Annotated in this window: 15 protein-coding genes, 1 tRNA gene and 1 pseudogene; 2 read left to right on the top strand and 15 right to left on the bottom strand. The window is 61.1% G+C overall.

Annotated features, from left to right (window positions below; genetic code table 11):
- Window positions 1-8: 8 nt before the first annotated feature.
- Window positions 9-1,262 carry a peptidase T gene (gene pepT, locus M3B90_RS03400; RefSeq protein ID WP_259888638.1) on the top strand — a complete coding sequence of 418 codons (1,254 nt, stop codon included), beginning with the start codon at window positions 9-11 and terminating at the stop codon, window positions 1,260-1,262.
- Between the two features lie 84 nt (window positions 1,263-1,346).
- Here pepT and M3B90_RS03395 read toward each other — a convergent pair whose 3' ends face one another.
- The 15 genes and pseudogenes from M3B90_RS03395 to M3B90_RS03325 all read right to left on the bottom strand — a co-directional run bounded on the left by M3B90_RS03395 (window position 1,347) and on the right by M3B90_RS03325 (window position 16,519).
- On the bottom strand, window positions 1,347-1,838 hold the full coding sequence (locus M3B90_RS03395) for an LPXTG cell wall anchor domain-containing protein (protein ID WP_259888637.1): 492 nt from the start codon (window positions 1,836-1,838) through the stop codon (window positions 1,347-1,349).
- A 134-nt stretch (window positions 1,839-1,972) separates the two neighbouring features.
- On the bottom strand, window positions 1,973-4,000 hold the full coding sequence (locus M3B90_RS03390) for a S9 family peptidase (protein ID WP_259888636.1): 2,028 nt from the start codon (window positions 3,998-4,000) through the stop codon (window positions 1,973-1,975).
- Window positions 4,001-4,136: 136 nt separating this feature from the next.
- A pseudogene (locus M3B90_RS03385) lies at window positions 4,137-5,326 on the bottom strand (IS3 family transposase); the annotation flags it as partial.
- A 242-nt stretch (window positions 5,327-5,568) separates the two neighbouring features.
- A tRNA-Ala gene (locus M3B90_RS03380) sits at window positions 5,569-5,641 on the bottom strand.
- 44 nt (window positions 5,642-5,685) lie between these two features.
- Window positions 5,686-6,327: a histidine phosphatase family protein gene (locus M3B90_RS03375; RefSeq protein WP_259888635.1), complete on the bottom strand. Its 642-nt coding sequence runs from the start codon at window positions 6,325-6,327 to the stop codon at window positions 5,686-5,688.
- Window positions 6,327-6,716 (bottom strand): ribosome silencing factor, encoded by a 390-nt coding sequence (rsfS, locus tag M3B90_RS03370; protein WP_259888634.1) that lies wholly within the window; start codon window positions 6,714-6,716, stop codon window positions 6,327-6,329. The genes M3B90_RS03375 and rsfS overlap by 1 nt, the downstream gene beginning before the upstream one ends.
- Window positions 6,713-7,654 carry a hypothetical protein gene (locus tag M3B90_RS03365; protein ID WP_259888633.1) on the bottom strand — a complete coding sequence of 314 codons (942 nt, stop codon included), beginning with the start codon at window positions 7,652-7,654 and terminating at the stop codon, window positions 6,713-6,715. Before M3B90_RS03365 ends, rsfS begins: the two co-directional genes overlap by 4 nt.
- Window positions 7,641-8,249, bottom strand: coding sequence for a nicotinate-nucleotide adenylyltransferase (gene nadD, locus M3B90_RS03360; RefSeq protein WP_259888632.1), 609 nt, complete (start codon window positions 8,247-8,249; stop codon window positions 7,641-7,643). Before nadD ends, M3B90_RS03365 begins: the two co-directional genes overlap by 14 nt.
- Window positions 8,250-8,259: 10 nt before the next feature.
- Window positions 8,260-8,469 carry a hypothetical protein gene (locus M3B90_RS03355; protein WP_259888631.1) on the bottom strand — a complete coding sequence of 70 codons (210 nt, stop codon included), beginning with the start codon at window positions 8,467-8,469 and terminating at the stop codon, window positions 8,260-8,262.
- An 88-nt stretch (window positions 8,470-8,557) separates the two neighbouring features.
- Window positions 8,558-9,838 carry a glutamate-5-semialdehyde dehydrogenase gene (locus M3B90_RS03350; RefSeq protein ID WP_259888630.1) on the bottom strand — a complete coding sequence of 427 codons (1,281 nt, stop codon included), beginning with the start codon at window positions 9,836-9,838 and terminating at the stop codon, window positions 8,558-8,560.
- 38 nt (window positions 9,839-9,876) lie between these two features.
- The gene (proB, locus tag M3B90_RS03345; protein WP_259888629.1) at window positions 9,877-11,049 is read right to left on the bottom strand and encodes a glutamate 5-kinase; all 1,173 of its coding nucleotides are present in this window, start codon (window positions 11,047-11,049) and stop codon (window positions 9,877-9,879) included.
- Window positions 11,049-12,587: a GTPase ObgE gene (gene obgE / locus M3B90_RS03340; RefSeq protein WP_259888628.1), complete on the bottom strand. Its 1,539-nt coding sequence runs from the start codon at window positions 12,585-12,587 to the stop codon at window positions 11,049-11,051. The genes proB and obgE overlap by 1 nt, the downstream gene beginning before the upstream one ends.
- A gap of 149 nt (window positions 12,588-12,736) precedes the next feature.
- A complete protein-coding gene (gene rpmA / locus M3B90_RS03335) occupies window positions 12,737-12,991 on the bottom strand; it encodes a 50S ribosomal protein L27 (RefSeq protein ID WP_055088258.1) in 255 nt (84 codons plus the stop codon).
- Window positions 12,992-13,024: 33 nt separating this feature from the next.
- Complete coding sequence (gene rplU, locus M3B90_RS03330) at window positions 13,025-13,333, bottom strand: 50S ribosomal protein L21 (RefSeq protein ID WP_016664727.1); 309 nt, start codon at window positions 13,331-13,333, stop codon at window positions 13,025-13,027.
- Window positions 13,334-13,576: 243 nt separating this feature from the next.
- Window positions 13,577-16,519: an Rne/Rng family ribonuclease gene (locus M3B90_RS03325; RefSeq protein WP_259888627.1), complete on the bottom strand. Its 2,943-nt coding sequence runs from the start codon at window positions 16,517-16,519 to the stop codon at window positions 13,577-13,579.
- A gap of 515 nt (window positions 16,520-17,034) precedes the next feature.
- On the opposite strand from M3B90_RS03325, the gene M3B90_RS03320 reads away from it, so the two are divergent.
- Window positions 17,035-18,609: a cytochrome ubiquinol oxidase subunit I gene (locus tag M3B90_RS03320; RefSeq protein ID WP_259888626.1), complete on the top strand. Its 1,575-nt coding sequence runs from the start codon at window positions 17,035-17,037 to the stop codon at window positions 18,607-18,609.
- Window positions 18,610-18,620 lie beyond the last annotated feature (11 nt).

Raw genomic sequence — 18,620 nt, 5'->3', positions numbered from 1 at the left:
ATTTCACCATGAGCACAAGCTCAATTCAGGACTCCCTCGCCGAGCGCTTCCTTCGCTATTCGGCGATTTCAAGTCAGTCGAATGCCTCGGCGACAACGGTGCCCACGAGCGAAGGCCAGTGGGAACTCGCGCGCCTCCTCAAAAGCGAGCTCGAGGACGCGGGCGCAGAAGAGATCCACCTGAGCGAGACGTGCGTGCTCACCGCGAAGATTCCCTCGACTCTTCCTCAGGGAAGGTCGGCCCCTGCGATCGGTTTTTGCACCCATCTCGACACCGTCGATGTGAACCTCTCCCCCGATGTCCGAGCCCGCGTCATTGACTACCACAGCGGCGACGTGTGCCTCAATGAATCCGAAGGCGTATGGCTACGCGAAAATGACCACCCTGAAATTTCCAGGTACGCGGGCGAACGAATCCTCGTGGCTGACGGCACGAGTGTGCTCGGCGCGGACGACAAGGCGGGGGTGGCCTCCGTCATGGAGGCGGCTGTGCGCCTACTTGAGGATCCGACGGCTCCCCGCGGCGACGTGTACCTCAGTTTTGTACCTGATGAGGAGATCGGGTTGAGGGGCGTGCGGACGATGGATCTCGCACGCTTCCCCGTTCAATACGCTTACACTCTCGATTCCTGCGAGCTCGGCGAGGTCGTGGAATCAACATTCAATGCGGCAAGTGCAACCATCGACATCGTGGGCGTCACAGCGCACCCGATGAATTCGAAGGGAAACATGGTGAACCCGATCCTCATTGCGCACGACATCATCGCGCAGTTCGATCGTCACGAGACTCCGGAACACACGGAAGGGCGCGAATCCTACATTTGGGTGAACGAGATCGAGGGGAACCAATCGACGGCGCGTGTGGGAATTTCGATCCGCGACCATGACCTCGATGGTTACGAAGAGAAGAAGCAGCGGATTCACGACATCGCCGCTCGTGTACTCAAACGTCACCCTCGCGCGAAGGTTACGGTCGAGATTGACGATGTCTACGGAAATATCGAAGACGCGAAGACCGAGGAGAACGCAGCCGCTACCGACAACATCGTGAAAGCCATGGCGGAGCTTGGAATTGACCCGATCAACCTCTCGATGCGTGGCGGAACCGATGGCTCATGGCTCTCGCGCCAGGGGATCTTTACGCCCAACTTCTTTACAGGCGCCCACAATTTCCACTCGGTATTCGAGTTCTTGCCCCTCAACGCATTTGAGAAGAGCTTTGAGATGGTAAATACGCTCATTCGCCGGGCAGCGCAGTCGTGATTGCGCACTCGGCAAGCTCAAGGGCCGGCGGCCTCCCGCGGGAGGTCACCGGCCCTTAGCCTTCACTTTTGTTGCTCGTGGCAATCAGCGATTGCGTGCGGAGCGGACAACGAGCACGCTGCCGACTCCAAGGAGTGCGAGTGCGCCCAGAGCCGCGGCGAGGTAGGCGCTCCCTTCGACGCCCGTACGCGGAAGCGCACCGTGCGGCCTCTGCTTCGCCGGGCTCGAAATGCGGCTCAGCTGAGTGGGCTTCTCGAAGTTTTGCGCGGGTTCTTCAGGTTCGGGCTGCTCATCTCCGCCGTCTTCGCTCACGGTCGAGGTCTCGGCGACTGTTTCGTAGGAGAGATCGATGCCCTCGGATCCCTCCATGTTCACCGGGAGGTTTACTGTGCGGGCGAGAGGGACCTTGACGTTCTCGTCGCCGTCGGCGCCGATGGCGGGAACGGCAAAGCCGAGGCCAAGCGAGCACACAAGGGCGCTCGCCGCGAAGATTGAGGAGGTACGCTTCACGTCAGTCACTTTCTTAGAGGTGAAATGCTGCGGGGTTTGACGGCGCGCCGGGGAAAGTTCACGCATTCCCCATCCTCTTCCTGCTTGGTGAACACCTAGTTACGCGGTGGGGAGCGTTTGCTGAATCAGCTCTCTTATCCGCACGACAAAGCGGCCCGACGGCATCACAGGAACCGTCGAGCCGCTGAGAGGAAGCCGCGCTAGCCGAGCAATTCGGGATACTCGGCCTCAACACCCTTGACGTGGCGATCAACGAAGGCGAGAACCGTCGAGTACCACGTGAAGGCATTATTTGGCGTGAGCACCCAGTGGTTCTCGTTCGGGAAGTAGAGGAAGCGGTGCGGGTTCTCCTCGGGACTCTTCCCACTCGCGCTCAGCAACTCGAACCACAGGCGCAGCCCCTCGCCGATCGGGACGCGGTAGTCCTTATCGCCGTGGATCACGAGCATGGGTGAGACGATTCTGTCGATTGAATCGGCGGGGTTGTACTCGGCGACGTGCGTATCGTCGAGGTGCGCTCCCCAATGCTGCGCCGCGTCGGTCGTATGGCGGAATTGGTCAATGTTCCACAGCGACGCGTGAGTCACGATGCAGTCGAAGAAGTCTCCCGTGTGCCCGGCGACCCAATTCGCCATGTAGCCGCCGTAGGAGCCGCCGAGTGCAGCCTTCTTCGTCTCGTCAATCTCGGGGCGCTCAAGAGCAGCCTTAGTGGCGCGCATGATGTCGTCGAAGGGGCTCCCGCCGAGCTGGTCCCAGCCGCGGTCGATCATCTGCTGACCGTAGCCGGTCGAGATCGCAGGATCGGGCAGCAGCACCGCGTAGCCGCGTGCGACGGCCGTCCACGGGTTCCATCGCCAGCTCCAGCTATTCCACGATCCGAAGGGACCGCCGTGGATCCAGAGCAAAAGTGGCGCGGGATTCTCGGCGCTTGCATCTTTCGGCAAGCACAGCCACGAACGCACGGGGGTTCCGTCCTCGGCTTCGATGCTGAACTCGGTGAGAGCGCCAGGCACCTCGGGAGCCTCGAGCGGGGCGTCGATGCTGCTCACGTCGCGCGTTTCGGGGTCGAGTCGCACGGGAAGCGGTGGCTGATCGATCGCATCCTGAAGTCCCACGAGCGTTCCGTCCCGCTCATCGAGAGCGAGGTCCGTGTAGTGGAATTTCCCTTCGGTGAGGAGTTCGACGGTTCCCTCTTCGACATCGAGCCTGAAGATTCCGCCGCGTCCCTCGTGGTCTGCCGTGAAGTAGAGGCTCTTTCCACACGGAGTGATCGCGGTATATCCGATCCAGTCGGAGAAGTTCGTCGCGGTCGTGGTGCATTCACCGGTTTCGAGGCGGTAAATCGAGTAGGTGAGCTTGAGCGGCACGGTGCGGCTGACGGCCTCCTCACGCGCGAGGAGCAGGTAGTCACCGGCGGGGCTCACTGCCTCGAGCATGTGGTGCACGCCCTCTTCTTCTGCGAGGGTCGTCACCTTCCCCGTTTCGACGTCGATCTTGATCACGGTGCCGAAGGCTTCGGTCCCGCGCACCGTACGAGTGAGCGTCGCGTATACCGAGGAACCGTCGGAACTAATCTGGGCACCCGAAACCCGCTCGTGCGGGGCAAAGTGAGTGAGCTGGCGAAGGTGGAGCTGCGCTTCGCCGTCCTCCGCGTCAAGCGGTTCGGCCACGAAGATCTGGTTCACGGTGGGGCCAAGATCGTGGTCCCAGGCGCGCACGGGGTGGCCGGTGTGCAGGATGCCCGTGAACTTTTTCTCCTCGCGTTCCTTCGCGATGCGAGCGTCGTCTTCCGCGTCTTTCGCGTGCGGATGAACCCCACTCACGAGGGCGATTCGGCCGCTCTCACGAGCGATGCTGAGACCGCCAAAGCCTGCGTGGCGCTTCGCAACAACGCGGGCCTCGCCACCACCGTTAGGGAGGAGGAAGAGGCGCTGTTCGCTATCGTCCTCGCCGGTTTCACGCTTCGCGGTGAAGAGGATGTCGCCCTCGTTCGTAAAGCCCGCGAGGGCTTCGCCCTCAAGCCCGCGGGTGAGGCGACGAGGCTTTGTTACGCTCCCCTCGCCGTTCGGGAGCTCCCACAGCGCGCTCACATATGCGTTGTTCTTCTTGTTAAGTTCACTGCGCACGGCGATGAGGCGGTCGCCCTTGGGCGAAAGCGCGAGTCCCGTAAGTCGCGGCTCTGCGACAAATGCGGTCAGGTCATGAAAAATTGAGTTGCTATCCGTCATGGCACAACCCTAGCCACGATCACCCACACATGTGCTGGGCGTCTCACCGCTCTCGTACGCTGCGAGCGTACGCGTCACGTAAAAAGGAACCCCAGGCTGATTTGAACTGGCCCCCGAAAGTTGGACTGGTTTAACTCTAGGCGGTTAGGGCTTCAAGGGCCTGATCTCGATATTGCATCGGGGTCAGGCCCTTGAGTCGTTGTTGGATGCGTTCGGTGTTGTACCACTGAATGTACTTGTCGATCGCCTGGTTGAACTCTGCGACGGTGGCGAAGACTTCTCCGTGGTACATCTCGGTTTTCAAGTGTCCGAAGAAATTCTCCATGACCGCGTTGTCGTAACAGTTGGCTTTACGGGACATCGACTGAACACCACCGTTGTCGCCGATCAGGTTACGCCACGAGGCGTGCTGGTATTGAAAGCCCTGATCGGTGTGCATCATCCACCCGGGTTCAGGTGCACATGCGGCGAGCGCCTTGGACAAAGACGCAGCGGTAAAGGCTGTCGACGGGGATGTAGCCACTGTGTGAGCGACGATTGAGCGGTCGAACAAGTCCATCACTGGCGACAGGTATACCTTGCGGCCTGCGGCTCTGAACTCGGTGACGTCGCTGACAAAGACGGTATTTGGCTTGTCCGGGGTGAACTTGCGGTCAAGCTTGTTGGCAGCGATGTGGCTGATCGTTCCAGCGTAGAAAACATACGGCCTGTGCTGGCGGATCTTGGCTCGAAGACCCATCTCGCGCATGAGTTTGTAGACGAGTTTGTGATTGACCACCCAGCCCTGGTTGCGCAGGTCTAGCAGCACCCGCCGATAGCCGTAACGATGCTTGTTACGCTCGAAACTTTCCCGGATCGCTTGCTTAAGTGCAGCGTGTCTATCCGGCACGCTGAGTCGTTTTTGATGGTAGAAGAACGTCGACCGTGGGATACCTGCGGCGTCTAAGAGGTGCTCCAAGCGGTGGTGCGACTTGAGGATGACGATCGCCTCGACCTTCAGGCGCGTCCCTGATTCCTCAAGTCTCGCAATTTTTTTAGATAAGCATTTTCGGCTTCTAACCGTGCGACCTGACGGCGCAGCTTCTCCTCTTCGGAGAGCTGCTTCGGCGCGGTCGAGCCCTTGGGTCTGCCCTTCGGCTTCGGTTTCAACGCCTCGTCGCCGCCTTTATGCCATTTCTGCGACCAAACATCTACGAGATGGTCTGACGACAAGCCAAACTCACGCGCAAGATCCATCTTTGTCTCGCCGGCGAAGTGGCGCTCGACAACTTCCTTCTTGATCTCGAACGAGTACTGCTGCTTTATCGGTTTCTTCACAAGACAAAGCCTGCCATGCAGCTGAAACCGCCGATAGAGGGTGCGCGTTGCATCTCTCGAAACCCCGACCACGTTCGCAGCAGCATTGCTCCCCATGCCCTGCTCGAAACACACCACCAACTGCTCGCGCTGATGCTCACTCAGCAAAATTCGTGTCCGCAATGAAAACTGCTCCCCACTAGTCGATAACTGATTTCTCAGTCCAACTAATGGGGAGCAGTTCAATTTTACCTGGGGTTACTTTCCAATTGTGGAGCTAACGGGATTCGAACCCGTGACCTTCTGCATGCCATGCAGACGCGCTACCAACTGCGCCATAGCCCCAAATTTTCGAGCATCGCCGAAGCGACTCCAGCAATATTACATGCTCAGCGGACGGCCGCGAAATTCGGCGGGAGGTTCAGTGACGTGAGCCTCACCCATCCTGCACCTTCACTACGGCGCATAACTTCGACGACCGCCCGGTGGCAGTTATCCATGCTCGCGAGTCCCCGAAAATCGCCTTCACCGGCGCCGATCATCGCGGCGAGGCCGAGCGAGATCGCTGCCCCGTGCGCGACAACGACGACCGTGCCGGACTCGTGACGCGCAGAAAACTCGCGGCAGGCTCCATCAAAACGGCGCGCGACATCGGCCCTGTGCTCAACTCGCGCCTTCTCGAGGCCACTCGATACGCCAGCGCGCCACAGCGCAAACTCGAACGGCCACCCCTTTTCGATCTCGTCGCGGGTGAGCCCTTCCCAGTCTCCGAAACCTCGTTCGCGTAGGCGAGCGTCGGGCACAACCTCGATCCCGTGATGGGTAGCGATCGCCTCTGCCGTGCTTTTCGCCCGTCCAAGCGGCGAGCTGTACACGGCTACAATGCTTTCATCTTTCGCGAGGGCCTCCCCCACGGTGCACGCTTGTGCGAGGCCAGTGTCGTTGAGCGGGATGTCAGAAGCACCTTGGATACGGCCGCTGAAGTTGTAGTCGGTTTGGCCGTGGCGCACAAGAATGAGGCGGGAAGCCATTACTTCTCCTGCGCCTCCACCTCGGGGCCGAGATCGAGGTCGAGATCGATCGTCGGAGCGTCACGCCACAGTCGTTCGAGCGCATAGAACGCGCGATCCTCCTCATGCTGGACATGCACGACGATATCGGTGAAATCGAGGAGGATCCAGCGAGCATCCTTCTCGCCTTCGCGGCGCTTCGGCTTGTAGCCGGCCTTGAACATTTCCGCTTCAACGCCGTTGACAATCGCGTTCACCTGGCGTTCCGAGTCGCCCGAGCACACGACGAAGACGTCGGTGATCACGAGCTGCTCGGAAACGTCGAGCGCGATCACGTTGCCCGCAAGCTTGTCGGCTGCGGCCTGCCCGGCGATTCGGGCCATGTCAATGGATTCCTGGGTCGCTGTCACGAAGCAAGTCCTCCGGCAAAGTCAAAAGTGGCAGTCTCAGGGGTTGCAGCGAGGGCGTTCACGATGCCCGGCCCGATCACTCCGGTCACGAGCAGAACCACGAGCGTGATCGCAATGGCCGCGACGATCAACCACGTGATCCACATACCGATTCCGCCGGACGTTCGGCTCGGGTTATTGAGCACGGTTCCCTCGAAGCGCGCGGCAGGCTTTGGCTCTGGCGCCTGATCGGCGGGAAGATCTCCCACTTCAAGCCATTCGGAAGCGTCAACCGGGTCGTCGCCCTCGGTCGTCTCGTACACCGGGGCGAGCTCGAGATTCGAATCGACAGGCTTGGGAGCAAGAGCCTCAGACGCGCTCGTGTCCTCGGTGTCCGGGTTCTCGTTCACGGAAATCCAAGCCGACGCTTGCGTGCCCTCCGGCGGTTCTGGCTCGGTGTGCTCGACGCCCCGCTCCCCCGATCCGCTTTGCTCGCTCTCGGTTACCGCCTCTGAAGCTAGAACGCTCGTCTGCGGTTCGGTCGGGGGTTCCGATTTTTCTCCGTCGCGGCCAAACAGGGCACCGGGCCACGATCCTCTCCTCGATCCGACGCTCGACGCGGGAAAATCACTGCTCAATGGATCAACGACTTCGACCGTCTCACTGCGGGGCTCAAAGCTTTCGGCGGGAGTTTCCTCCACAGTTACCGTGCTCGCCTCCGCCTCAGTGGCGGATGGCGCCGTCACTGTTGCGCCACGCTTCGCGCGCTTGCCCGTATAGTGCTTGAGCTCGGGGAGTCGATCGTCGGCGAGCGGGGGAATCATTGCCGTGCGGCGCGCATAAAGCGTGAGATTACCCGTCACGCCGCGAGTTGTCGACGCGTTCTGTTCGTCCTCGCTCACCGCTCGTGCGCGGCGTCCGTGACGACGCCCGGAAAGCTGCGGCTCAGTGCCCGTCATGCTCACGTCCTAGATAGAGCTTGTACTTGTTGATGTATTGCACCACGCCATCGGGAACGAGATACCACACGGGTACGCCTCGCATGACGCGAGTGCGACAGTCGGTCGAAGAAATCGCCATCGCGGGAACCTCAATGAGCGTGACTCCGCTTGGCGGAAGACCATCAGTATTGATGTCGTGGCCGGGCCGAGTCACACCCACGAAGTGAGCGAGATCGAAAATTTCGCTGTAGTCCTTCCACGTAAGGATATTCGTGAGAGCATCCGCACCGGTGATGAAGAAAAGGTCATCGCCAGGATACTGTGCGCGGAGGTCTCGAAGCGTATCGATCGTATAGGTCTGGCCCGGTCGGTCGATATCGACTCGCGAAACGGTGAACCTCGGGTTCGCGGCAGTTGCGACGACGGTCATGAGGTAGCGGTGCTCGGGATCGGAAATCTCCTTGCCCGATTTCTGCCACGGACGGCCCGTGGGCACGAAGATCACCTGGTCGAGACCGAAGACCGATTGGACTTCGCTCGCCGCAACGAGGTGGCCGTGATGGATTGGGTCAAAGGTCCCGCCCATCACGCCGATTCGGCGCTTTGCGCTCATACGATGATTCTCAACGAGAAGCGCCGCGGCGGTGTTCGCGCTCTACCTCGGCGACGGTCTTTGCGCTCGACGAGGGTTCCTGGTGAAGGCCGCTAAAGAGCGAGGTGACCACGAGCAAAAGCATGAGGATCACAAAAGCCACAACCCCGAATACTGCCGGGTGCGGACCGTGAGAGTGCGCGGCGGCCTCTTCGGCGAGGATCAGAAAATCAGCGTGCATGCCAGACCTTTCGCAATCGTTCATCCCATCGTGGGGCTATGCCATTGTTCCACAAGTTGCTCCGTGAGCGAGGGTGACGCAGCACAGCTCACGCTCGTACGTGGCCCTCACCTCGCACGATCCACGTCGTGCTTGTGAGCTCGCGAAGCGCCATGGGCCCGCGCGCGTGCAGTTTCTGGGTGGAAATGCCAATTTCCGCGCCGAATCCAAACTCCCCGCCATCACTGAAACGTGTCGAGGCGTTGACCATGATCACGGCCGAGTCGAGCGCGGCAATGAAAGCCCGCTCGCTCGCAATCGACGAGGTGAGGATCGACTCGGTATGCCCGCTCGTATGCTCACGGATGTGGTCGACGGCCTCCTCGAGGTCATCGACGACCTTGATCGAAAGATCCAGCGAGAGATACTCGGTGAAGAAATCCTCGTCATTGGCTTCGACCACACGTGCCTCACACCCATGCAGGATCGTGTACGCACGCGGCTCCGCGTGCAGAACAACAGCTTTTTCTGCGAGTGCGGACGAAAGACGAGGCAAAAACTCGTGCGCGACGCTTTTGTGAACGAGGAGGTTCTCGAGCGCATTGCACACCCCCACACGCTGGGTCTTCGCGTTCACAACGATGTCGATCGCACGTTCAAGATCCGCGCTTTCATCAACAAAGATGTGGGTGTTGCCCGTGCCCGTTTCGATCGTTGGTACGAGGCTCTCCTCGACGACCTGGGCAATAAGACCGGCGCCGCCGCGGGGAATTAGCACGTCCACGAGACCGCGGGCTCGCATTAGAGCCCTCGCACCCTCACGCTCGAACTCGTCGATCGAACTCACGAGATCCTCGGGAAAGCCTTCGGCTTGAAGGGCGTTTCTCATCGACTGAACAAGCGCTCGATTCGTCTCGAGCGCGGCGCTCCCTCCACGCAACACAACCGCGTTGCCCGACTTGAGAGCGAGGCCCGCGGCATCAACTGTGACATTGGGGCGAGCTTCGTAAATCATGCCGATCACACCGAGCGGGACACGAACCTCCGTGAGCGAAAGCCCGTTGTCGAGCACTCCCCCACGCACGACCTCACCGACGGGATCGGCGAGGTCTGCAGTGGCACGAAGCTGCCCCGCAATCGCCGCGACACGCTCCCTCGTGAGGGCAAGGCGATCCCTGAGTCCCGGTTCGATGCCGCTCTCGTCTGCGCGCGCCAGATCGCGATCGTTTGCCTCGAGGATGTGCACGGAATCATCCTCGAGCCGCGCGGCGATTGCGCGAAGAAGAGCATTCTTGCGGGCGGGGGTCTCGTGCGCGATCAGCCTCTGGGCGCGTTGCGCACGCGCGGCACGGTCGCGGACTGCCTCGGTTACCGTGACATTCTCATTCATAAGCACACTTTACAGCGCCTCACGAGAGCGACGAGGCCCTATTTCACGATGACGAGATCGTCACGATGCACGACCGCGTGCACCGCGATGTCGCTTTCATGCGCGGCAATCTCTTCAGACGTGAGCCCCATGATGCGCGAGATGGCGTCGGAAGAAAAATATGTGAGCCCGCGAGCCCGTACACACCCACGAGAATCAGCGATATCCACGGGCGAGCCGGCCGTAAACGACCCCTCCACGCCCGTAATGCCCACAGGCAGAAGCGAGCGCCGCTCCTCCACAACCGCCCTCACAGCGCCGTCGTCCAGCACGAGGGTGCCCTCCCCACGGCTCGCGTAGGTGAGCCACATGAGGCGCGAGCGCCGCCGTCCCGTGATGCGCGCGGGGAAGAACGTGCCGCAATCTTCGCCGGCAAGCGCGGCATCGAAATGCACTGGAATGGTCAGCACGCACGCGGTCCCCGTGATGGTCGCGTCATGCGCGGCGGAAAGCTTGGTGACCATCCCACCAGTTCCGACGGTTGACCCCCTCGAGCCGATTTCCACTCCCGGAAGTCGCGCCGCATCTTTCACAAGCGCGATGCGCTCGGCGCCCGGATCCCTGGGAGGGCGCGTGAACAGACCGTCGACATCCGTAAGCAGAACCAAAAGATCGGCTCCGGTCACTTGCGCCACGAGGCTCGCGAGTCGGTCGTTGTCCCCGAAGTGAATCTCGCGTGTCGCGACCGTATCGTTTTCGTTGACGATCGGAACCGCGCCCGAAGCAAGGAGCGCATTGAGCGATGCTCTCACGTTCCTGTACTTCTCGGGATGGACCATGTCATCTTCCGTGAGGAGCACCTGGCCCACGTGGACGTTGCTCATTCCAAAGGCCTGCGACCATTCACGGATCAACATGCCCTGCCCCACGGAGGCGAGCGCCTGGTTATCAGTGATCGATTCCGGGCGCTGCGAGAAGCCCATAGGGCGTAGCGCCGCCGCTATCGCACCCGAGCTCACGATCACGACTTCACGGCCATCGTGCACAAGTGAGGCGACGGAAGAGGCGAGTGCCCAGATCGCATTCCGGTTGAGGTCTCCCCCGGGAAGGGTGAGCGAGCTCGAGCCGATCTTCACCACGATCCGCTGGGCCGAAGAAAGCGATGCTCGCGAAGTAAGGCGCGCGGGATCGTGAACGCCGTGGCCGATGCGAACCTTGTTGATGCGGGGCATCAGTCGTCCTTCGAAGGATCGGCCCAATGGCCCGACTTACGCTCTGCCTCCATCGCACCGAGGCGATCCATGCGCTCTTTGACGCGAACGCGTCGCACCTCGCGCTTTTCTTGGCGCGTGGGGCGAGTACGCTCCTCGAGCCGCACGTCTGTGCCGCGTTGGCCGAGGAATTCAGCCCCCGTAACCATGGTCGGCTCCCAATCAAACACAACCGCATCCTCACCAGGACCGATCACGACCGTGTCGCCGGCCTTCGCTCCCTTGTTGAAGAGTGCGTCCTCGATACCGAGGCGGTTGAGGCGATCGGCGAGGTACCCCACAGCCTCATCGTTCGCGAATGACGTCTGGCGTACCCATCGCTCGGGTTTATCACCGCGAATGCGGTATACGAGCTGCCCCTCGAACTCCTCGGGGGTGATCGTGAAATCGCTCGAATCGTGATCTTCGGGCGTGAGAGTAATCGTGGGGCGGTCCTCACGCTCGAGTTCGGGGGTTTCCTTGCGCTGCTTCTCCACGAGCGACCCGAGCGTGAGCGCGAGTTCGCGAAGGCCTTTACGCGTAAGCGCGGAAACTTCAAGAACTGGAACGCCGCGCTCGCCCAATTCTTCGCGCACCATGTCCGCCATATCCGAACCATCAGGCATATCGACCTTGTTGAGCACGATGACCGTGGGGCGCTCCATGAGCGGCGGCAAACCGAGCCTGCTCGACTCGCTATCGAGCCTCTCGGCATACGTGCGAAGCTCGTTCTCGATCAGTTCGAGGTCGTGGAGCGGGTTGCGATCAGCTTCCATCGTTGCGGCATCGAGGACGTGCACGATCACGTGGCAGCGCTCGATGTGCCTGAGGAAGTCGAGACCGAGGCCCTTCCCTTCCGACGCGCCGGGAATGAGCCCAGGAACATCGGCCATTGTAAAGCGGAACTGCTCTTGCTCCACTACGCCAAGGTTGGGCGTGAGCGTAGTAAAGGGGTAGTCGGCGATCTTCGGGCGCGCCGCACTCATCGCGGCAATGAGTGAGCTCTTTCCGGCGCTAGGAAAACCTACGAGCGCTACATCGGCAATCGACTTCATCTCGAGAACGAGCGAACGCTCCTCACCCGGCTCGCCAAGAAGAGCGAAGCCCGGCGCCTTGCGTTTCGAGCTCGCAAGGGCTGCGTTGCCGAGACCGCCTTTGCCGCCGCGTGCCGCGACAAACCGTGTCCCTTCACCCACGAGATCCGCGAGGAACGTCCCCTCTTTGTCACGGACGACGGTACCTTCAGGCACTTTGAGTACAAGGTCCGCACCCTTCGTCCCCTCGCGAAAGTCTCCCTTCCCAAATCCGCCCGACTCCGCGCGACGGTGAGGGAGGTGGTGAAAGTCCATGAGCGTCGTGACATTGCGCGAGACCTCGAGGATGACGTTACCGCCGTCGCCCCCGTTGGCGCCGTCGGGCCCCGCGAGAGGCTTGAACTTTTCACGCTTGATCGAGGCGCAGCCATTGCCACCATCACCGCCGGTGATGTGAAGAACAGCGCGGTCAATGAAGGTTGCCATGGTGGCCTTTCGACGCGAGCGGATGCGCGAAGAGCGCTCTTGGCACCAGCCTAAGCTGATCCGCTCTGGAGTGCAGGGAGGTTAAACGTGAGGCGGGGAAGGGCCCCGCTGGGCACTTCCCCGCCTCACCTGTGAAAGTGGGACCGACCTCAGGCCGAGGCCACCACGTTCACCACGTTACGGTCGCGCTTGCGCGCGAATTCGACGACGCCCTCGGTAAGAGCGAAAAGCGTGTCGTCGCCGCCACGGCCAACGCCCTGGCCGGGGTGGAAGCGAGTGCCGCGCTGGCGTACGATGATCTCGCCCGCGCCGACTTCCTGGCCCGCGTAGCGCTTCACGCCGAGGCGCTGAGCGTTCGAGTCGCGGCCGTTCTTCGAGGAGCTAACGCCCTTCTTTGATGCCATGAGTCAGTACCTTCTCTCGATGTTTGAGATCGCTCAGGCGATCTTCGTGACCTTGAGCCGAGTCAGTTCCTGACGGTGGCCCTGGCGCTTTGTGTAGCCGGTCTTGTTCTTAAACTTGAGGATGCGGACCTTGGACCCGCGGAAATCCTCGATCTTCTCAGCGGTCACGGTGACCTTCTCGAGGTCTTCCTTCGCGGAGGTCACCTTGTCTCCGTCAACCAGGAGGACGGGAGCGAACTCTACGGTGTCGCCCGCCTCGCCGGCCACGCGGTTGATCACGATGGTGTCACCAACCGACACCTTCTCCTGACGACCGCCTGCGCGGACGATTGCGTACACCACGTCACTGCTCTTTTCTCGTTTGCTGACAAAATTTGCTCGGTACTTTTCCTCAAACCGCGCGGTTCACCGGGCGGGGCCACGCGACCGATGTCAAGCGTGAATCCGCGAGAACCGCTGCGGGAGGAAAAAGTCTACGGCACGAAATGCACCGACGTATAGCTTACGAAATACCTTCTCCAGATTCAACCGGCGCAGGCGCCACGACCTGGGAAAATAACCGGGAATGCTGTGGAACTCATCACGTCACTCGCGACCGGGATCCTCACTGTGATCCACAGCCGTGGCCCCCGTCTCAGTAGCGACAGAATTGGAAGCCTCGTGGCTCCCAGATTCCTCGCGCGCTTTTTCCGATCCGGGAGCCTTCTTCCCCTCTACCGGCGCGATGACCTGACCGTCAACCATCACCTCGGGAGCCGAGTGCCCCGTGCTCGCCGCGGCGATCGAGGCGATTGTCGCCCTCGCAAGGGCTCGCGATTCTTCGTTTTCCTCGAGCCGGTGCACATCCGATGCCGCTTTCGAATCCACGAGATCTTGGACGGCATCCTTCGCCGAGTTCGCCTTGTCGTCGGAGGAAGAACCCTTTGAGTCACGCCCTTTCGACCTATTCGAATCGCCCTCGGAATTCTTCGACCTTTTCGAGCGCCGACGTGACTTCTTAGGCTCATCCTCGAATGCGGGTGGTTCGTGGTGATGCTGACCGTCGAGATCAATCTGGATGCCACGACCGTTGCACGATTCGCACATGCTGGAGAAGGTCTCAACGAGTCCCGCGCCGACGCGCTTGCGGGTCATCTGCACGAGCCCGAGACTCGTCACTTCTGCGACCTGGTGCTTTGTGCGGTCCCGCGAAAGGCACTCGATCATACGGCGAAGCACGAGATCACGGTTTGCTTCGAGAACCATGTCGATGAAGTCCACGACAATGATGCCACCGATATCGCGGAGGCGAAGCTGGCGCACGATCTCTTCGGCTGCCTCGAGGTTGTTGCGCGTCACCGTTTCTTCAAGCGAGCCGCCCGTTCCCGTGAACTTCCCCGTATTGACGTCGACCACGGTCATCGCCTCGGTGCGGTCGATGACGAGCGAGCCACCCGAGGGCAGGTAGACCTTGCGATCCATCGCCTTCATGAGCTGCTCGTCCACACGGTACTTCGCAAAAGAGTCCTTCTCGCCCACGTGCTTCGTCACGCGTTCAAGAAGGTCGGGCGCGACCTCGCTGATGTACTCGTGGAGCTCCTTATAAACGCTCTCGCCTTCGACGATGAGTGAAGTGAAGTCTTCGTTGAAGATGTCGCGCACGACCTTGATCGCGAGATCCGGTTCTGTCGAGAGGGCCGTCGGGGCTCCCTTCCCCTTTGCGCTCGCCTTTTCGATCTTTTCCCACTGCTTCTGGAGGCGCTCGACGTCGCGCGTGAGCTCTTCCTCGCTCGCGCCTTCGGCAGCGGTGCGCACGATCACGCCGGCATCCGCAGGAACGATCGACTTGAGGATTTTCTTGAGGCGCGAACGTTCCTTATCCGGAAGTTTGCGGCTAATGCCTGTCATCGACCCGCCTGGAACGTACACGAGGTAGCGCCCTGGAAGCGAGATCTGGCTCGTGAGGCGCGCCCCCTTGTGGCCAATCGGATCCTTCGTCACCTGAACGAGCACGGGGTCACCGGCCTTGAGCGCCGACTCAATTCGACGCGGCTGCCCCTCGAGGCCCGCGGCATCCCAGTTCACTTCGCCCGCGTACAGCACGGCGTTGCGGCCGCGACCGATGTCTACGAATGCTGCCTCCATCGAGGGAAGAACATTCTGCACCTTGCCGAGGTAAACGTTGCCCACCATCGACGTGTGAGACTTCTGTGCCACGTAGTGTTCGACGAGGATGTTGTCCTCGAGAACAACGATCTGGGTTCTACCCGGGCGCTCTCGGACGATCATCGTGCGTTTCACGGACTCGCGGCGGGCAAGGAACTCCGACTCGGTGATCGAATGGCGGCGCCTTCCGGATTCACGGCCTTCACGGCGGCGCTGCTTCTTCGCCTCGAGACGAGTCGAGCCCTTGACAGCTTTCACCTCATCGCGGGCCTCGCGGACTCTCACGACGGTGTTGGGCGGATCATCCGGCTGGGGGTCATCGGAGCTGCCCGAGCTCCGGCGTCGGCGACGGCGTCGGCGGCTCGAGGTGCTCGAATCCTCGTCGTTCTCGCTTGAGTCATCCTCACGAGAAGGCTCACCCGAAGAGTCCTTCGCACCCTCCTCGTCGTTACCGTTCGAACTTGAGTCCTGGTCGCTCTTGCCGCCACGCCCCCTACGGCCGCGGCCGCCCCGGCGACGGCGCCTGCGCGAGCTGCGCTGCGAATCATCACTCTCGGAATCACCGGAATTCTCGGTGTCGCTACCGTTTGAATCGGTCGCGTTCTCTTCTGAGGTGTCCTCGTTGGCGTCGCGTTTCTTCGCGCGGCGTTCTGTTCGTGCTGCTTCGCGCGATTCTCGCTCCGCACGCTCGATTGCCGCGCGACGTGCCGCTTCGAGATCAGGCGCCCCGAAGGTGATGTCCACGGAAGCTTCGGCGAACGGGTCACCCGAAGCATCGTCGCCATTTGCCTCGCTCGCCTCGTCACTCAGCTCCGCGGTCGGGGTGGGGGCTTGAAACAGGAGGGAAGCAAAGTCAAGCATGTCGGGGGCCGACGCCTCCTCGCCTACCTCGACGCTCTGGCGGGAATCGGCGAGAGCCTTGAGGTCGCTCGAGAGATCGAAAGGTTCGGTGGTGAGCTCGTCAGGCGCGTCGGTGTCACTTTCGACCTCGATGCTGTCGGAATGAGGTGGCTCGCTCGGCGTCTTCTCGACGGATCCCTGCGGGGCTGCCTCCTGTTCGGGAGATTCGATGCCTGGTTCAGTGGGAGTGTCCACACCACTCGTCGCGGACGATGGCTCTGTAGCGGTCTCTGTTCCCTTCGCCTGTTCGCTTGCACGTTTCGCAGCGAGGCGACGTTCACGTAGGTTGAGAGGCTTTGCGTCGCTCACGACGGCGGAAGCTTGTGACGCGACGCTCGTGTGCGCCGTCGAGGTCGGCACCGGCTGCTCGGCACTCACCGTTGGAGCTCCCGCAGGGGCTCCCGCGACGCGCCGGACTCGTCGTCGAGGGCGCGCGGCGCCCTCTGTACTTGAGGATTCGTTCTGAGGATCCACTTCAGCCATGTGGCTGCTCCGTTCTAGAGCGGCCCAGCGCATCCTGGTGCCGCCATGTGTCATCGCCCGTAGGCGGAAGCCGAATAAACCTCCCCCTTCGCGCTGCTTTGATTTAGCGCTGCGACACCCGGTGCCTTGCGTCACGGCCAAAGCGTGGCCGGAGCGACACCCGAGTAACGGAGGATCCTTTACGCCGGATGCGTCGACGTAAACATCGCCCCCAAGTATCGCATACGAAAGCGCGAATCGCTCGCAGGAAGTCAGCCGTCTTGCCGCTCCCCGGATCGACACTTGCGACTCGCCATTGCGAAGGCATGCGCTCACCCCGAACAGTCGCAGAACTTTTCACGAGTTTTCAATTGCGTAAATAGCGTGGTCAACACGGCGAATCGTTCCTGCCACAGAAGTGATGAGAGGCGTAGAATGGCACGCATCAACGGCGGGCCCAAAGTCCCGTTCCGCTGGCCTTGAGGTTTCTAGCCTGAAGGTGAATCTCCCTGTCCCTCGTCTAGAAAAGGACGCCCATGGAAGCGCTCGATCTCGCGCGGTGGCAGTTCGGCATTACGACCGTCTACCACTTCATTTTCGTGCCGCTCACAATTGGCCTCTCGCTCCTCGTCGCGATCATGCAGACGATCGCCGTGCGCGCGAAAGACCCCGTGAAGGCCGATTCGTGGACGCGCATCACGAAATTCTTTGGTTCGATGCTTATCGTGAACTTCGGTATCGGCATTGCCACCGGTATCGTCCAGGAGTTCCAATTCGGCCTCAACTGGTCAGAATATTCCCGCTTCGTTGGCGACATCTTCGGTGCGCCGCTCGCACTCGAAGGGCTCGCGGCATTCTTCATGGAATCGACCTTCCTGGGCCTCTGGATTTTCGGTTGGAACCGTCTCCCCAAGGGCCTCCACCTGCTCACGATCTGGATGGTCGCGATCGGCACAACCCTCTCGGCATACTTCATCATTGCCGCGAACTCCTTCATGCAGCACCCCGTTGCCGCGGTGTTCAACCCGGAGACTGGCCGCGCCGAACTCGATCCGTCGCAAGGTGGTATTTTCGCCCTGCTCACGAATGTCACGACCCTCGCTGCTTTCCCCCACGTGATCGCGGGCGCTTGGCTCGTAGCTGGCTGTTTCGTGACAGGCATTGCCGCCTGGCACATGGTAAAGAACCACAATCGAGCTGAAGATCAAGCCTTGTCGAGTGAGGATCAAGCCGCCGCAAGCCACCTCGCAAAGAATGTCTGGCGCCCCGCCACGCGCTTTGGCGTTCTCGTTATGGTGCTTTCCGCCGTCGGCTTGTTTGCTTCCGGCGACTTCCAGGGCAAGCTCATGTTCGAGCAGCAGCCCATGAAGATGGCGTCGGCCGAGGCCCTGTGCCACACCGAGACCGGTGCGAGCTTCTCGATCCTCTCGGTCGCGGGCCCTCGTGCGTTCTCGCAGGACTGCAGCGACATCTCACACATCATCGAAGTTCCCTACGTGACCTCGATCCTCGCAACCAACGATCCGAACGCCACGCTCAAGGGCGTGACGGAGCTCAACGCCGAGTACAAGGAAAAGTACGGCGCAACCGCCGTCGATGCGAGCGGCAAGACCGTCGATGTCGACTACCGACCGAATCTCTTCGTCACCTATTGGTCGTTCCGCCTCATGATCGGCTTCGCCGTTTTCTGCGGCATTCTTGCCGTGTGGGCATTCTGGATCACCAGGGGTAAGGGAGAGAACGCTCGCACGTCGGGATCAAGGTGGTTCGCACGCTTCGCGATTCTCTCGATCCCCATGCCGTTCCTCGCCAACGCCTTCGGCTGGATCTTTACCGAGATGGGGCGACAGCCGTGGATTGTCGCGCCATCACCCGACGGTGACCCGCTCGTGCGTCTGCTCACCATGCAAGGTGTCTCCGGCCACGAAGGCTGGCAGGTGATCGTCTCTCTCGTGGTCTTCACGCTCCTCTACGGTGTGCTCGCCGTCGTGTGGTACTACCTCATGCACAAGCAGGCCGTGAAGGACATCAAGGCTCCCCGCGCCCTCACCAAGAACGAGGGCGCGACACACGAGGAGTTCGAAACACCGACCATCAGCTTTGGCTACTGAGAGAAAGGAGT

It is taken from the genome of Dermabacter sp. p3-SID358 (genome assembly GCF_025147465.1).
Classification (GTDB): Bacteria; Actinomycetota; Actinomycetes; order Actinomycetales; family Dermabacteraceae; genus Dermabacter.
Note: the sequence above shows the minus strand (reverse complement) of the source record. Positions and strands in the feature narration are given on the sequence as shown.

Bases quoted from the DNA above. Each gene is read 5' to 3' on its own strand.
- pepT (WP_259888638.1), top strand. From the start codon at position 9: ATGAGCACAAGCTCAATTCAGGACTCCCTCGCCGAGCGCTTCCTTCGC.
- M3B90_RS03395 (WP_259888637.1), bottom strand. From the start codon at position 1,838: ATGCGTGAACTTTCCCCGGCGCGCCGTCAAACCCCGCAGCATTTCACC.
- M3B90_RS03390 (WP_259888636.1), bottom strand. From the start codon at position 4,000: ATGACGGATAGCAACTCAATTTTTCATGACCTGACCGCATTTGTCGCA.
- M3B90_RS03375 (WP_259888635.1), bottom strand. From the start codon at position 6,327: ATGGCTTCCCGCCTCATTCTTGTGCGCCACGGCCAAACCGACTACAAC.
- M3B90_RS03365 (WP_259888633.1), bottom strand. From the start codon at position 7,654: ATGACGGGCACTGAGCCGCAGCTTTCCGGGCGTCGTCACGGACGCCGC.
- nadD (WP_259888632.1), bottom strand. From the start codon at position 8,249: ATGAGCGCAAAGCGCCGAATCGGCGTGATGGGCGGGACCTTTGACCCA.
- M3B90_RS03355 (WP_259888631.1), bottom strand. From the start codon at position 8,469: ATGCACGCTGATTTTCTGATCCTCGCCGAAGAGGCCGCCGCGCACTCT.
- M3B90_RS03350 (WP_259888630.1), bottom strand. From the start codon at position 9,838: ATGAATGAGAATGTCACGGTAACCGAGGCAGTCCGCGACCGTGCCGCG.
- proB (WP_259888629.1), bottom strand. From the start codon at position 11,049: ATGCCCCGCATCAACAAGGTTCGCATCGGCCACGGCGTTCACGATCCC.
- obgE (WP_259888628.1), bottom strand. From the start codon at position 12,587: ATGGCAACCTTCATTGACCGCGCTGTTCTTCACATCACCGGCGGTGAT.
- rpmA (WP_055088258.1), bottom strand. From the start codon at position 12,991: ATGGCATCAAAGAAGGGCGTTAGCTCCTCGAAGAACGGCCGCGACTCG.
- M3B90_RS03325 (WP_259888627.1), bottom strand. From the start codon at position 16,519: ATGGCTGAAGTGGATCCTCAGAACGAATCCTCAAGTACAGAGGGCGCC.
- M3B90_RS03320 (WP_259888626.1), top strand. From the start codon at position 17,035: ATGGAAGCGCTCGATCTCGCGCGGTGGCAGTTCGGCATTACGACCGTC.